This window comes from Ensifer sp. Root423 (assembly GCF_001426275.1).
GTDB lineage: Bacteria > Pseudomonadota > Alphaproteobacteria > Rhizobiales > Rhizobiaceae > Ensifer > Ensifer adhaerens.
On sequence record NZ_LMEG01000045.1, the window covers coordinates 311,394 to 324,263 of the forward strand.

Sequence of the window (12,870 nt, forward strand, 5' to 3'; positions counted from 1 at the left end):
CCATGACGACGCTCGACCAGATCATCGACGATTTCGCCTTTCTTGAAGAATGGGAGGATCGCTATCGCTATGTGATCGAGCTCGGCAAAGCGCTGCCGGAAATGCCCGAGGCCAAGCGCACGCAGGAAAACAAGGTTCAGGGTTGTGCCAGCCAAGTCTGGCTCGTCACCAATGCGGCCGGCAATCCCGAGGATCCCGTCCTTAATTTCGAGGGCGAGTCCGACGCCCATATCGTGCGCGGGCTCGTCGCCATCGTGCTTGCCATCTACTCCGGCAAACATGCCTCCGACATCGCCCGGATCGATGCGATCGACACCTTCGGCAAGATCGGCCTGATCGAGCATCTGTCGACCCAGCGCGCCAACGGTCTGCGCTCGATGATCCGCCGCATCAAGAACGAGGCGGAGCTTCGCCTGGCGGCTTGAACAGCGCGGGGCCGGACGCACGACCTTCTCCATTGCCATCGAAACACAAAGGCCGGACACTCTGGTCCGGCCTTTGTGAACATGCCCATATCCGTCATGCGCGGGGCAATTGGGCCCGCGGGACGACCAGTCTTACTTGCCGCGACGCTTGCGGCGCTGGCCGAGACCCATTTCCTTGGCGAGGCGCGAACGTGCTTCCGCATAGGCGGGCGCGACCATCGGGTAATCGGTCGGCAGGTCCCACTTCTCGCGGTATTCTTCCGGCGACAGATTGTGGTGGGTCATCAGGTGGCGCTTCAGCGACTTGAAGGTGCCGCCGCATTCGAGGCAGGTGATCTGGTCGTCCTGAACGGACTTGCGGACCGATACGGCCGGCTTCGGCTTTTCGACGGGGATGACGACCGGCGCGGGAGCCGCCGTGTTGTTCAGCGCCGAATGCACATCTGCGATCAGCGTGGAAAGCTCGGCGACCGGAACCACATGATTGCTGACGTAAGCGGCAACGATTTCCGCCGTCAGCTCAACCAGAAGTTCATGGCTCGCGCCAAGCGCTGTTTCAGTCATTTCTTTCTCCTATCGGACTTAAGCACAACCCGAAACGGCGTTTCGGGGGAGGAACGCTTGCAAGAGCCGTCAGGAAGCCTTGGCTGCCTTGGGATGGACCATCAACGCGGCAAGGAGAAACACCGGCCGCGATATCAAGAGCTGGAATTTGATTACAAAACCTGCTGCCGAGTCACCGGTGACGACCGAACTCTCAAAGCAACAATCAGCATTCACAACTCAAGCTGGAATTTCAGATCAAAGTATTTTCCACGACGACACTTTACATTTACTCGATTAACATCGATGCGCGAAAAATCCAAACATAAATTTAGCGACACTTAGCAAGTTTATCTCCAAATTGCTAAAATGGCCACACTCGATCGTAATGTTCTGAAATACAGTTTCAGAACTGTCGTCGATCAGTCGCGACGCGGCTCTTCCTTTTGCGGAAGCTGATCTATGACAGACAGCTTTGTCAGCCTGTAACCTACCTGATGTGCGGCTTTTGCCAGGAGATGAGCCGAGATCGGCGCAGTCAGAACGAAGAAAAAGAAGCCTGCGAGCGCGCGAATCAAGATGGCTGGATCGAGAGAATGCACGCCTGCGGCCAGAAGCAACAGGCCCGATCCGATCGTGCCGGCCTTGGAGGCCGCATGCATGCGCGTATAGAGATCGGGGAAACGGATGATGCCGATCGCCGCCAGCAGCGAAAAGATCGCGCCGACAACCAACAGAACGGCGACCAGCAGGGTGACGGCAATCTCGAGGACCGGGCTCATCGGCGCGCCCCCTTGCGCTTGCGCTGCGTCGATTTGCCTCTCGTCGCCGACGCGCGTTTGACCTGCACTCCGCCCCCTTCGACAGCCGCCCTCTCCGGCGACAGGCCGCGCGCGAGGACGAAGCGGGCAAAGGCGACCGTTGCCAGGAAACCGACAAGGCCGAGCGCGATGGCTATGTCGATGTAAAGGTTGAAGCCGGTGCGGATGGCAACGACAGCGATGAGGCCGATGGCGATCGCCACCAGCATATCGAGGCCGAGCACCCGATCCGGCAATGTCGGGCCGCGGATGATGCGCCAGACCGTTATCAGAAGCGCTGCGGACAGGACGACAAACGCAAAGCCGGTGGCAAGGGCGAGAATCTGCGCCGACAGGGTCATTCGAAAGCCTCCTTGATCCGGCGCTCGAAGCCATTGGCGATATCGCGCCTGAGGCCACCCGGATCGGCGCAGTCGAGCGCATGAACATAGAGCGTGCGGCGGTCGTCGGAGACGTCGACCGACAGCGTTCCCGGCGTCAGCGTGATGAGATTGGCCAGCAGCGCGATTTCGAAGTCGCTCTTGACCGTCAGCGGATAGGCGAAGATGCCGGGCTTCAACACCATCTTCGGCTGAATGACCAGCAAGGCGACCTTGGTCGCCGAAATTGCCAGTTCCTTGAAGAACAGCGCCGTCAGCAGGAAAAGCTTGATCGGGCGCACAGGGTAGGCAACCGGCTGAAGCTCGCGCCGGATGAGAAAGAGCGACAGTGCTCCGACGGCAAAACCGAGGATCAGGTTGGCCGGCGAGAAGCTGGCGCTGATGGCGCCCCAGATCGCCGTGAACACGAGATTGATGGTCAGGAACTTGGTCACGGGGCACCTCCCGGGAAGACCGAGTCCAGGTAGGCCGACGGCTCGGAAAGGCCCGCCGCTGCACTCTGAACCATGGCAAGCAACGGCTCCGGATAAAGACCGATCGCGAGCGCCAGCACAGTCAAGGCTGCAAGCGGCAGAAGTGCCGTCGGCGCGATCGTCGCAGACGCAGCGCCGCCCTCACCAGAGGCCGCATCACGCCAATAGGCGAGCAGGAAGAAGCGGCCGGTGACGATGGTCGTCAGGAAGCCGGTCAGAAGCAGGACCGCCGCCAGCCACCAGGCGCCGATATCGAGCGCCGCCTTGACCAGCATCACCTTGGGCCAGAAGCCGGAGAACGGCGGCAGGCCGGAGACGGCGAAGGCAAGCATGAGCGTCAGCGCCGCGAAACCGGCATGGCGGCGATAGAGGCCCGCCAGAGAGACAAGCGAGAAGCTGCCGCCGAGCCTCGCCGCGACACCGGACGCGAGATAAAGCGCGGTCATGACGAGCATCGAATGCAGCGCGTAGAAGATCGCGCCGCCGATGCCGCCCGGGCCGCCGACAGCGACACCCGCAAGGATCGAGCCGATGCCGGAGACGACGAGATAGCCGAGCATGCGGCGGAAATCCGTCTGCGCCAACGCGCCCAGAACGCCGACGAGCATCGTCAGCGCGCCGGCAATGGCGATGACGAAGCTCAGTTCTTCGCGTTCGACCGGCAGCAGCATGACGGTAACGCGGATCAAGGCGTAGATCCCGACCTTGGTAAGCAGACCGGCAAAGAGCGCCGACACGACCACGCGCGGCGTATGATAGGACGCCGGCAGCCAGAAGTTCACCGGAAAGGCAGCAGCCTTCATGCCGAAGGCAAGCACGAACAGCGCCGTCAGCGTCATCAGCGGCGCCGTACCCGCGAGCCCCTCGGCCTTGCGGGCAATGTCGGCCATGTTGAGCGTGCCGAAGCTCGCATAGAGATAGCCGGTCGTGATCAGGAACAGGGTCGTCGCGACCAGGTTGAGGAAGCCGTATTTCACCGCTCCGTCGATCTGTTCGCGTTCGGAGCCGAGCACGATCAGGCCGAAGGACGAGATCAGCAACACCTCGAACCAGACATAGAGATTGAAGATATCGCCGGTCAGAAAGGCGCCGGAGACGCCGGCCATCAGCAGCATCAGGAACGGATAGAAGCCGTAGCGCCGGCCGCTGTCGTTGATGTCGGCGAGCGAATAGATGCCGCCGGCAAGCGCCACGACGGAGGCCGTCAAAGCAAAGAGCGCGCCGGTCAGGTCGACGGTGAAGGCGATGCCGAAAGGCGGCAGCCAGCGCCCCATGACCATCGTTACCGGTCCGCTTGCAAGGACATGGCGAAGTAGGAGCGCGTCGATGATGACGAGCCCGGCCAGGCCGGCAACCGCGATGTAGGGATGCCAATCAATTTTCCGGCGCAGCATCACGAGCAGCGCGCCGATTGCGAGGCACCAGGCAACTGGCAGGATGACCAGCCAGTCGGCAGACGCGACGGGCTCGAGCACGAGCGCGGCGGAGAGATCTGCGGGGGGAGAGGTTGTAGCGGCCATGGGTCGGTCAGTATCCAAGCGGCGCGGCCGGCTCGTCCTTCGGCTCGGCAACGCGCATCTCGTCGGTATTGTCGGTTTGCAGCTGCTCGTATGCCCGCCACGCAAGAACCAGCAGGAACGCGAAAAAGGAGAAGGAGATGACGATCGCCGTCAGGATCAGCGCCTGCGGCAGGGCGTTGGCGGCGGGGCCGACGAGCGCATCCTTTTGGCTGGGAACGACCGGCGGGATGCCACGCGTGAGCCTGCCACCGGTAAAGATCAGGAGGTTGACGGCATTTCCGAGGATGGCAACGCCAAGCAGCACCCGGATGACATACTTCGACAGGAGCAGATAGACGGCGACCGTGAAGAAGATGCCGACGAGCAGAGCGAACCAGGCTTCCATCATTCGCCTCCCCGCTCTTCGAGCGAAAGCGCAATCGAACTGATCGCGCCGACGACCACGAGATAAACGCCGCAATCAAACAGCATCACCGTCGAGAGCGGTACTTCCAGGCCGAGCACCGAGGGATAGACCCACAGGCCGGTCATGAAGGGAACGCGGGCGGCGATCGAGATCAGGCCGGCGACCGTCGCGGCCAGGAGGCCTGCCCCGGCAATCGCCATCGGGTGGAAATAGATCGCGCGGCGCACCGTCTCGACACCGCAGGCGATGCCGTAGATCGCCAGCGCAGACACCGCGATCAAGCCGCCGATGAAACCGCCGCCCGGCTCGTTGTGGCCGCGCAACAGGACGAAGATCGAAAACAGCACCATGAGGCTCGTCAGGAACGGCGCGACGGCGCGGAAAATCACCGACTTCATGCGCCTTCCTCCGCATCCGGATCGTTATCGGCGACGCGTCGAAGCGAACCCGCCCTCAAGCGAACCAAGGACAGGATCGCAAGACCCGTGACCATCACCACTGCGATCTCGCCCAGCGTGTCCGTGCCGCGGAAATCGACGATGATGACGTTCACCACATTGGCGCCGTGGGCGATCGACTTCGAGTAGAGATTGAAGAAGTCGGTGAGCGTCGCATCGAAGGGTACACCCGTCACCTTCAACAGCATCAGCCCGAAGCCGAGACCGCAGGCAAGGGCGATCGCGACATCCGGGATTTTTTGCGCAAGCGGACGATGGTCCGATGGTGACAACCGGAGCCGCGTCATCACAAGCGCAAGGACGACGACCGAAAGCGTCTCGATCATGAACTGGGTGAAGGCCAGATCCGGCGCGCCATAGAGCAGGAAGATGACCGCGACGGCAAAGCCCTGGATGCCGAGCGAAACGATGGCGGTCAACCGGTCGGCAGCAAGCACCACCGCGATGAGGCCGATGACCGCGATCGCCATGATCGCCAATTCATGCAGCGGCACGTCGGCGGCAAAGAGCGGCGGGCGCGGGAACTCGCCATAGGCGATCGGCACGACCAAAAGCACGAAGGCAATGAGGATGAAGGTCGCGGTCATGTAGACTTCGAGGCGCCCGGATTGCAGCCGGCGGGTCAGTGCGACGGAGAAACGAACGAGCCCGCGGATGAACTGGTCGAAGCCACGATCCGGACCCCAGCCGATATCGGCAAGGATCGTCGCCATGAAGGCACGCACACGGTCTAGCTTCAGATAAAAGCCGATGCCGATGACTGCGGTCACGATCGACATGATCAAGGGCAAGCCGACGTGAGGAACGACCGAAATCGTGACCGCACGGGGTTCGCCCGCGATCGCCGACGCCATCGGCGTCGATACCAGTTCATGCGTCAGTCCGGAAAGCAGCGCCGCGGAGAGCCCCTTGGCGGCAAGCAGCGCCGGCCCGAGCCAGAGCAAGATCGGAGCCTCGTGGGCCGCCTTCGGCGTCTCGATCTTTGCACCGACGAACGGCTTGAGCGCGACGGCAAAGGCCACCGCGAACATCAGTGCATTGCCGAGGATCGCAATCGCGGCAAAGACCAGGGAACGGCGATCGAAGCCTGAGAGTGCGTAGTAGATCTCCTCCTTGGCGATGAAGCCGAAGAAGGGAAACAGTCCGCCCATCGAGAATGCCGCGGCAAGCGCTATGACGAAGGTGAGCGGCATGGCGGAGCGAAGTCCCCCGAGCCTCGTCGCGTCGCGCGTGCCGGTCTCGTGGTCGATGATGCCGGCGACCATGAACAGGGCGCCTTTGAACAGCGAATGGGCGACAAGATAGAGCACCGCCGCTTCGATCGCGTGGGGTGCGCCAAGCCCTGTCAGCATGACCAGCAGGCCGAGGGACGCCATCGTCGTGTAGGCGAGCATCAACTTCAGGTCAGTCTGGCGGCAGGCGAGCGCCGCGCCGATGACGAGTGTGGCGCCGCCAAAGAGCGGCAAAAGGATCTGCCATTCAGGTGTGCCGCCGAGCACCGGGTTCAGCCGCATCAGGAGATAGACACCGGCCTTCACCATGGTCGCCGAATGCAGATAGGCCGAGACGGGCGTCGGGGCTTCCATCGCGTTCGGCAGCCAGAAATGGAAGGGGAACTGGGCCGACTTGGTAAAGGCGCCGCCAAGTACCAGGAGCAGCGCCGCCAGATAGAACGGGCTTTCGCGCATCTCCGGCCCGAAGGCAGACAGCAGCGAGAGTTGGGTGACGCCGCTGACATTCCAGATGATCAGCAGTCCGGCAAGCAGGAACAGGCCCCCGCCTCCGGTTACGACCAGCGCCTGCAGGGCTGCGCGCCTTGCCGCCTCGCGCGAATGATCGAAGCCGATCAGCAGGAACGAGGTGATCGAGGTCAGTTCCCAGAATACAAAGAGCATCAGGAAGCTGTCGGAGACGACGACCCCGAGCATCGAGCCCATGAACATCAGGATGAAGGAAAAGAACCGCCCCTGCTGCGGGTGGCCTTTCAGATAGCCGCCGGAATAGAGCACGATCAGCGCGCCGATGCCGGCAATCAGCAGGACAAATGTGAGCGACAGGCCGTCGATCAGCCAGGAAAAGCTGACGTTGAACGAGGGTATCCAGGCATAGCCGCCCGTAACCACCTCGCCCTTGGCGACTTCCGGCCAGAAACGGATAAAGTGCAGCACGATCGCCAAGGGAAACAGCGCAAGCACCCAGGCGGCGTTGTGCCCGAGAAGACGTGTCAGAAGCGGCGCGAGCAATGCCGCGACGAAAGGCAGTGCGAGGGCCAGAAATGTCAGGGCCGCAACATCCATCGTCCTGGCCTGCTCCTTTTATTTCATCGTATGATCGATCGGACTCCCGACATAAAAGAAGGGTGTTGGGGTCTCAAGCCTTATCCGGATAAAATCGGCGTTATATATCCGTCAGCTCGGCCGGACGAACCGAAGCGGAAGCCTTGCATTACCAGATTCGCGCGATTTACGCGGTGTCCGCCAACAACAATTAAAATGCTGTTAGCAAAATATTCATCGGGCGGCGGGGGATAGATCGAACATTCTGGAAACGGAACTGCAAGACGTGATAGTTGTATTTGCAGACTTTCTCAATTCAGAGCGAACCGACCAGAAGCCTCCGCCGGCAGACCTTGCAACGGCTCAGAAGCGGTTGCCCGCTTCAGTATCGATAACGACAGGCACGGAACAGAACATCACTATCTCGAATAGGGCGGGACCCGCTTGGAACGATCTCGCATAGTCGTCATCGCCAGTATCCTGGCCGCCCTCGGCGCGATCCTGCCGATGCTTGCGGCCTACTATCTTTCCTGGTCGATCGCCGTGCGCGGCGAACAGGCCCGGCTCGCCCGCCTGGCCGACTATGCCATCATGCGCGCAGACGCCGCGCTCGGAGAAGCGTCCCGGGCGCTGAAGACGGCCGACCGGTTCGATATGCCGCCATGCATGGCCACGCATATCGCAGCCTTGCGCTCCCTCGTCGTCAACACGACCGCCATCGAGGATATCGGCTACTTCGAGAACGGGTTGCTCAGATGCACCTCGTGGGGTTACCCGCCGCGTCGGCTCACCCGCTCGCCGCCTGCCGATTTCTTTGCGAGCAACGGCGTCGAAGTCATCCCGCGGATGTATCCGACGATCAGCACCGGCGCGCCCATGACGGCGTTCCGGTATCGCTCCTACACGGTGCTGACCAACCCGGTCCGGTTCGTCGACGTGATCGCCGAGCCCGGCACCCGGCTTGCAGTCGCCACCAAAAACGGCGTGCTGGTCAGCACCCTCAACGATCCTGACCCGTCGCTGACGGAACGGCTCGCCGATCTTCCGAAGACCGGCAGCAACGCCGACGACCTTTTTGCAACATCACGGGACGCAAACTGGATCGCCGTTGCCACTGCGCCCAGCATCGCCATTCTAAGCGACATGGATCGGGAACGCCTGCTGCTCTTACCAGGCGGAGCGCTGGTCGCGGCGCTGATGGTCGGGCTTGTCGTCTGGCTATCCCGGCGTCGTCTGTCGCCGCTTGGCGAGCTTTCGATTGCCGTGCAGCGGCGCGAGTTCATCGTCCACTACCAGCCGCTGATCGAGCTCAAGACCGGCATCTGCGTCGGTGCGGAGGCCCTGGTGCGATGGCGGCGACCGGATGGGCAGATGGTCCGGCCAGATCTCTTCATCCCTCTTGCGGAAGAAAACGGACTGATCGAGGAAATCACCGATCAGGTCCTCTATGCGACGGTCGCCGAATTGAAGAGCGTGCTCGTCGCCGACCGCTCGCTGCACATCGCGATCAACCTCGCCGCCGACGACCTGAAATCCGGGCGCATCCTGCCGGTGATCGAGACGGCGCTTCGAAACACCGGCGTGCTTACAGAACAGATCTGGCTGGAGGCAACCGAACGCGGCTTCATGGACGTCAAATCCGCCCGGGCGACGATCGAGGAGGCGCGCCGGCGTGGCCACTCCGTGGCCATCGACGACTTCGGCACCGGCTATTCGAGCCTGCAATACCTGCAGGAGCTACCGCTCGATGCGCTGAAGATCGACAAGTCGTTCATCGATACTGTCGGCACCGATTCGGCCACCAGCTCGATCACGCCGCATATCATCGACATCGCCAAATCGCTCGATCTCTACATCGTCGCCGAGGGGATCGAGCGGCAGGAACAGGCCGACTATCTCATCGAGCGCGGCGTGCAGTACGGCCAGGGCTGGCTGTTCTCCAAGGCGCTGCCGGCGGCCGAGTTCATCGCCTTCTACAATGACAGCAAACGCAGACTCGGGGCCGGGCCGGCGGTGATCCGCCGCGAAATCGCTTGAGGCCCCTTCACGCGGACGCGGCCTGGTGATGTTTGCGCGCGCGGTCCTGCATTCCTATATAGTCGCGGCAACGACAGGAGACGTTCATGACGACCGTAAAGACGCCGAAAGTGGTGAAAACCGATGCGGAATGGCGGGCACAGCTCTCGCCGGAGCAGTATCGCATCACGCGACAGCAGGGCACCGAGCGTCCGTTCACTGGTCCGTTCCTCAACAACAAACAGACGGGCACCTACGAATGCGTCTGTTGCGGCCGGGCGTTGTTCCGCTCCGACACCAAGTTCGATTCCGGTTGCGGTTGGCCGAGCTACTTCGCTGCGGTCGACGATCAGGCGATCCGCGAGATCGAGGACCGCTCCCACTTCATGGTGCGCACGGAAATCCGCTGCGCCGATTGCGATGCGCATCTCGGCCACGTCTTTCCCGACGGCCCGCCGCCGACGGGGCTGCGCTACTGCCTGAACGGCCATGCGATGACGTTTACCGAGGATTGACACCGGGGCGCGGAAGGAGTGGCATGGGATGCTGTTCCGCCGGGAACGGTCCCATGGCGCCAGCCGCGCTAGAAGCAATAGATCGAGCAAGCGAGAGGAGGTCCGCATGCTACGCATCCTGACAGCACTCGCATTGCTGCTTCCCTCCGCCCTCACAGCGGCGGCGGCCGAAGACTGGGTTCCCTACGCCAACGCCCGCTTTGGCTACGTGCTCGACATTCCTCCCGGTTTCGAGCTGCAGAGCCGGGGCGACAATGGCGATGGCGCGAGTTTTCACGCCAACGACAACGGCGCGACCCTTTCGGTCTTTGGCAGCACGCTCATGGACGGTGACTTCGAGACCGACGTCAACGACCGCATGGGCTACGAGCGGGAGGGTGACTGGCGGATTTCCTATTCGCGTGTGACGGCCGCCTGGGCGAGTTTCTCGGGCGCGCGCGGTGACGAAGTATTCTACACCCGCGCGATCGCGCTCTGTGACGGCAGCGCCGCCTATTTCCGCCTGCAGTACCGCAAGACCCGGCTCACCAGCTTCGATGGCGTGATTTCGCGCATGGCAGAGGCGTTGAGACCTTCAGAAGGTTGCCAGCATCCACCGGTCGCCGCGGCCGCCGGCGAAGCGCCAAACTGATCGCCGCTCAGGACGCGGCGCTGAAACAGGTCAGCACGGCCGAATAGTGTACCGCCGCTCCGGTTACGACGAAGCCATGCCAGATGGCGTTCTGGAAGCGCAGCTTTTCCCACACATGGAAGATCACGCCGGCAGAATAGATGATGCCGCCGATCAGGATCAGCACAAGCGTCGTTGCCGTCAGCGCCGACAGCAGCGGGCCGACCGCGAGCACGCCGCTCCATCCCATGGCGAGATAGAGCAGGATCGCCAGCCGGTCGAAGCGGCCCGGGAAGAAGCACTTGATGGCGACGCCCAGGCCGGCGATCGCCCAGATGCCGATCAGCATCACGAACAGGAAGGGATCATCGAGGCCGCGCTGCAGGAAGGGCGTATAGGTCGCGGCGATCAAGACGAAGATCGAGGAATGGTCGAAGCGGCGCAGGAACCACTTGGTGCGTGAAACCGGATAGAGGTTGTAAAGAAACGAGATCGAGAGGGTCGCGAGCAGCCCCGCGCCATAGACGGCGGCGGCCGCGAGTTGACCGGTCGTGCTCCACACCGTTGCGTAGAAGATCAGCGCGGTCACGCCAACCAAGGCAGCCGCCAGGCCGATGCCGTGAACGATGCCGTCGGCAATCAGTTCCGAACGGTCATAGTTCCATTTGACGCCTGCGAATTCCACGTCTTCCCTCTCCCCGAGCCTTTTCTTCTCCGGCGGCGCGCATGCCCCGTCGCACCGCAACGTTTCCACCATCCTGCCACAAGGCCGCGCCGCGGCAAAGAAGCAGGGACGTGGCAAAAGCATCAACTTTTGCAACGCATTACAACAATCGCATGACCGGTCTGAGAAGTTTGACGGGAGACTTGCCGAAGGCCACGGCGATGACCACATGAACGGCCGAAGGATGCGATCGGGAGGATCATTATGTCAGTCTTGCGTAGCCCTCAGCCGGATCAGGCGGCCGCGCTCAGCGACCTCTGCGTGCGATCAAAGGCCGTTTGGGGTTATGACGCCGCCTTCCTTGAGGCATGCCGGGCGGCTTTGACGCTCACAGCCGACGACTGGATGGATTCGGAGCTTCAGGTCGCCATGGAGGGCGAGCGCATCCTCGGCCTGGCGCAGGTCCGCGGGAGCGGACAGGTGGTCGAACTGGACAAGCTGTTCATCGAGCCGGAAGCACGGGCGGCAGGCATTGGCCGGCAGCTTTTCGACTGGTGCGTCGCAGCCGCCCGCAAGCGCGGCGCAATAGTCATGACGATCGATGCGGATCCCGGCGCTGCCGACTTTTATCGCCGCATGGGCGCGGTCGATGACGGGGTCGTCGCGTCGAGCGTGATCCCCGGGCGGTTCCTTCCCCGACTGAAAGTGGATTTGGGGAGCGGTCCGACCGCCTGACGTCAACGCCCGCCGCGGGCGACCTCGGCCGCGCACTCCTGACAGAGTGGCGCATGAGGCACAGCCTGCAGGCGCGCCGCCGAAATCGGCAGGCCGCAGCGCACGCAGGTTCCGAAGGTGCCGGCGGCGATCCGATCGAGCGCGGCATCGATCGCGCGGATCTCCTCCTGGCCCGCAAGGCCAAGGCCTTCGAGAACCTCGTCCCCTTCCCGCTCGGTCACCCGGTCCGGGACATCAGCGTTCATCGGCTCATCGAGATCGTGCTCGATCCTGACCAGACGCCCCTGCAGCTCCGCCTTGCGGCGTGTCAGGCGGTCGTGAAAGTCGTCAAGCCCATGTTTGTCCATCTGAAGACTCCTTGGCGGTGGCGGCGCGAAGGTCTCGCGCCGCATGCGCTCTTGTTGTTCGTGGCTTACCGGTCGACGAGAACGGCGCAGGGGCAATGGCTGACGACCCGGCTTGCCGTCGATCCGATGAAGTAGTCGATGAGACCCGGCCGATGGGACGCGATGATGACGAGATCGGCGTTTTCTTCGCTGGCAAGGGCGTTAATGGTGCCGGCGGCCCCGCCGGTGCGGATTTCGATGCGGCCCTTGATCCCATGCTTGGTTTTGAGCGCCTCGAGCGTCTTTAACGCCTGCTTTCGGGATTCCTCGACCATTTCCAGCGGGAAATCCACGATCATGTAGCCTTGCGCATAGGCGTTCAGATCCTCGACGACGTTCAGCAGGATAATCTCGCCCCCCTCATCGATCAGCTTTTCGGCAATGCCGAGCACGGACTCGCCGTGTTCGAGCTGATCCATGGCAATCGGGACGATGATCTTCTTGTACATGCTGTACTCCTTCTGTTGCCCACGCGGATCGCCAGGCTGTTGCCACAGGCCAATCCCTCGTCTCAAGATTGCGCCTCGACGGCATCTTCGGCTTTGATTGAAATCAAATCGAAAGCGCTGCGCGCGCATGGCCCCACTCGAAATGAGGTAGGGCGACGACAACCACTGTCAACGCGCGTCGAACACAACATCA

The 12,870-nt window shown here is 62.3% G+C and carries 16 protein-coding genes; 5 read left to right on the forward strand and 11 right to left on the reverse strand.

The window, feature by feature from the left end:
- Positions 1–2: 2 nt before the first annotated feature.
- A complete protein-coding gene (locus ASD01_RS30090; RefSeq protein ID WP_034789482.1) occupies positions 3–425 on the forward strand; it encodes a SufE family protein in 423 nt (140 codons plus the stop codon).
- A 132-nt stretch (positions 426–557) separates the two neighbouring features.
- Here ASD01_RS30090 and mucR read toward each other — a convergent pair whose 3' ends face one another.
- From mucR to ASD01_RS30130, 8 genes are all read right to left on the reverse strand, one after another.
- Positions 558–989, reverse strand: a complete 432-nt coding sequence (gene mucR, locus ASD01_RS30095) for an exopolysaccharide biosynthesis transcriptional regulator MucR (protein WP_034789336.1) — start codon at positions 987–989, stop codon at positions 558–560.
- Positions 990–1,390: 401 nt separating this feature from the next.
- The gene (gene mnhG, locus ASD01_RS30100; RefSeq protein WP_034789334.1) at positions 1,391–1,750 is read right to left on the reverse strand and encodes a monovalent cation/H(+) antiporter subunit G; all 360 of its coding nucleotides are present in this window, start codon (positions 1,748–1,750) and stop codon (positions 1,391–1,393) included.
- Positions 1,747–2,130, reverse strand: coding sequence for a cation:proton antiporter (locus ASD01_RS30105; protein WP_034789332.1), 384 nt, complete (start codon positions 2,128–2,130; stop codon positions 1,747–1,749). Before ASD01_RS30105 ends, mnhG begins: the two co-directional genes overlap by 4 nt.
- Positions 2,127–2,603, reverse strand: coding sequence for a Na+/H+ antiporter subunit E (locus ASD01_RS30110; RefSeq protein ID WP_034789330.1), 477 nt, complete (start codon positions 2,601–2,603; stop codon positions 2,127–2,129). Before ASD01_RS30110 ends, ASD01_RS30105 begins: the two co-directional genes overlap by 4 nt.
- Positions 2,600–4,162, reverse strand: coding sequence for a Na+/H+ antiporter subunit D (locus ASD01_RS30115; protein WP_034789329.1), 1,563 nt, complete (start codon positions 4,160–4,162; stop codon positions 2,600–2,602). Before ASD01_RS30115 ends, ASD01_RS30110 begins: the two co-directional genes overlap by 4 nt.
- Positions 4,163–4,169: 7 nt before the next feature.
- The gene (locus tag ASD01_RS30120) at positions 4,170–4,547 is read right to left on the reverse strand and encodes a Na+/H+ antiporter subunit C (protein WP_034789327.1); all 378 of its coding nucleotides are present in this window, start codon (positions 4,545–4,547) and stop codon (positions 4,170–4,172) included.
- On the reverse strand, positions 4,547–4,966 hold the full coding sequence (locus ASD01_RS30125; RefSeq protein ID WP_034789325.1) for a Na(+)/H(+) antiporter subunit B: 420 nt from the start codon (positions 4,964–4,966) through the stop codon (positions 4,547–4,549). Before ASD01_RS30125 ends, ASD01_RS30120 begins: the two co-directional genes overlap by 1 nt.
- Positions 4,963–7,323, reverse strand: coding sequence for a putative monovalent cation/H+ antiporter subunit A (locus ASD01_RS30130; protein WP_034789323.1), 2,361 nt, complete (start codon positions 7,321–7,323; stop codon positions 4,963–4,965). Before ASD01_RS30130 ends, ASD01_RS30125 begins: the two co-directional genes overlap by 4 nt.
- A gap of 423 nt (positions 7,324–7,746) precedes the next feature.
- Between ASD01_RS30130 and ASD01_RS30135 the strand changes: the two genes are divergently transcribed.
- The 3 genes from ASD01_RS30135 (at position 7,747) to ASD01_RS30145 (ending at position 10,464) form a co-directional block, all read left to right on the forward strand.
- Positions 7,747–9,339 (forward strand): EAL domain-containing protein, encoded by a 1,593-nt coding sequence (locus tag ASD01_RS30135; RefSeq protein WP_051659159.1) that lies wholly within the window; start codon positions 7,747–7,749, stop codon positions 9,337–9,339.
- Between the two features lie 86 nt (positions 9,340–9,425).
- Positions 9,426–9,833 (forward strand): peptide-methionine (R)-S-oxide reductase MsrB, encoded by a 408-nt coding sequence (gene msrB / locus ASD01_RS30140; RefSeq protein ID WP_034789321.1) that lies wholly within the window; start codon positions 9,426–9,428, stop codon positions 9,831–9,833.
- A gap of 106 nt (positions 9,834–9,939) precedes the next feature.
- On the forward strand, positions 9,940–10,464 hold the full coding sequence (locus ASD01_RS30145; RefSeq protein WP_051659158.1) for a hypothetical protein: 525 nt from the start codon (positions 9,940–9,942) through the stop codon (positions 10,462–10,464).
- Between the two features lie 7 nt (positions 10,465–10,471).
- On the opposite strand, the gene trhA is transcribed toward ASD01_RS30145, so the two are convergent.
- Entirely contained in the window at positions 10,472–11,128 is a 657-nt protein-coding gene (trhA, locus tag ASD01_RS30150; protein ID WP_034789319.1) for a PAQR family membrane homeostasis protein TrhA, read from the reverse strand.
- A 243-nt stretch (positions 11,129–11,371) separates the two neighbouring features.
- Between trhA and ASD01_RS30155 the strand changes: the two genes are divergently transcribed.
- Positions 11,372–11,842, forward strand: coding sequence for a GNAT family N-acetyltransferase (locus ASD01_RS30155; protein ID WP_034789317.1), 471 nt, complete (start codon positions 11,372–11,374; stop codon positions 11,840–11,842).
- A gap of 2 nt (positions 11,843–11,844) precedes the next feature.
- Here the strand turns inward: ASD01_RS30155 and ASD01_RS30160 are convergent, their stop codons facing one another.
- Both ASD01_RS30160 and ASD01_RS30165 read right to left on the reverse strand, forming a co-directional pair.
- Positions 11,845–12,189, reverse strand: a complete 345-nt coding sequence (locus tag ASD01_RS30160) for a TraR/DksA family transcriptional regulator (protein WP_029742914.1) — start codon at positions 12,187–12,189, stop codon at positions 11,845–11,847.
- Between the two features lie 65 nt (positions 12,190–12,254).
- Positions 12,255–12,677, reverse strand: a complete 423-nt coding sequence (locus tag ASD01_RS30165) for a universal stress protein (protein ID WP_029742913.1) — start codon at positions 12,675–12,677, stop codon at positions 12,255–12,257.
- Positions 12,678–12,870: the final 193 nt, after the last annotated feature.